This window comes from Hydrogenivirga sp. 128-5-R1-1, from assembly GCF_000171895.1.
In genome coordinates this window covers 1-1,703 of sequence record NZ_ABHJ01000255.1, presented here as the reverse complement: position 1 = coordinate 1,703, position 1,703 = coordinate 1, and the positions used below count along the sequence as shown (strand labels likewise).

The 1,703-nt window shown below is 25.7% G+C and carries 2 protein-coding genes; both read right to left on the bottom strand.

All coding sequences use genetic code 11. The features are described 5' to 3' along the window. Positions 1-158 precede the first annotated feature (158 nt). Positions 159-983: a response regulator gene (locus tag HG1285_RS02715; RefSeq protein ID WP_008289056.1), complete on the bottom strand. Its 825-nt coding sequence runs from the start codon at positions 981-983 to the stop codon at positions 159-161. Between the two features lie 70 nt (positions 984-1,053). Beyond that, positions 1,054-1,703 (bottom strand): lysophospholipid acyltransferase family protein (locus HG1285_RS02720; protein WP_008289055.1); only part of this gene is annotated, 650 nt, incomplete at its 5' end.

The window sequence follows — 1,703 nt, the reverse complement described above, 5'->3', positions numbered from 1 at the left end:
ACTATTTTTCCATTACCAAGATTAAAATCTCTTTTATTTGACATTCTATAGGTATATTTTCCAAAAATATCTTTAAAAATTTATCTTCAATTTCTTCAAGATAGGTCAGTTCATATATCTTTTTAAATCTTTAAAGTTTTCTATATAGAAAATAGCTATCAATATGTTCTTTTCTTTTTTAAAAAATCAATAAGTTTTTTCTTAGGATTTATAATTTCTGTAATATTACTTCCTATAGATATAAACTCTTTTACTTGACCTTTTTCATCTAAAATAGGCATGATTACAGTATTTACATAGTAAGTAATTCCATTTTTTGCTTTATTTTTTATAATTCCTTTCCATATTTGTTTTTTGTCTTTTATCGTTTCCCAGATATTTCTAAAAAACTGCGAAGGATTGTCAGGATGTCTAATTATGTTATGGGATTTTCCTAAAAGTTCTTCTTTTGAATATTTAGATACATCTTCAAATTTTTTATTTACATATGTAATTGTTCCTTTTTCATCTGTTTTAGAAACTATAAACAGCTCATCCATAGCCATTTGATATTGTTTTAGTAAATTTAAGGTTTTATCAAATTCTTCTTTCAGTACTACTTTTTCAACAACTTTTGAAATTGTGTTTATAAATTGGTTTAAATCTACAGGTTTTAATATGTATCCATCTACTCCAAGTTTTATACTTTCAAGTAAAAACTCAAGTTCTGAATGTGCGGAAGTTATAATTATAGGAATATCTTTATCTTTTTTTCTTAATTCTTTTATCATTTCAATGCCTGACATTTCAGGCATATTTATATCTGTTATAATCAGGTCTGGCTTTCCTTTTTCATAAAGTTCCAACCCTTCTTTGCCATTTGAAGCAGTTATTATATTGTCAAAAAATTCTTTTAAAAGAAGCAGTGTAGATTGTCTTACTTCTGGAGAATCCTCTACATATAATACTTTTAGGTTTTTGGTTTTATCTATTAGATTTAACATTTTATCAACATAAAAAATTTTTTATTTTAACCTTTATTTTAAGTTAAAAATATCTTAAATACAACATAATTTAATATATGTTTTCAGGTTGACCTTCAGGACGGGTTTTCCATCTTTTGTGAACCCAGAAATACTGGTCTGGATGTTTTCTTACAGCTTCTTCTATTTTTTTTGTATAAGTTTGAACCAAGTTTTTTAAATCTTCTTCATAGTTTCCTGTAGGTTTAAAATAAAGCTTTTCTATGTTTACTATTATTTTATTTGTTTTTTTATCGTAATAGTTATAACTAAAAAAAACTTCTTTTTTATATTTCAGAGCAAGCTTTGCTGGAAATGTTACAGTTGAAGCTTTCAGGTTAAAAAAATCTACAAAAATACCTCTATGTGCCAAAGCATTCTGGTCAACCAGGAATGCAATTGTCTTCCCATTTTTTAGAGCCTTCACAAAATCTTTTAAAGGCTGGTCATGAAATATTATTTTTATTCCTGAATTTTCACGAATTTCTGTAATTAATCTGTTTAACTTTTTATTTTTTATTCTATATGCCAGACTGTTCAAATTTTTAATAAAATAGGCAACTCCTGCACCTGCCACTTCCCAGTTCCCAATATGTGCTGTTACTAATATTTTTCCATCTTTAGTATCATTTAATAAATCTAAGCCTTTTATTTCTACAATTTTTTCTATTTCTTTTGTTTTTACATAATATGGAATTTTAG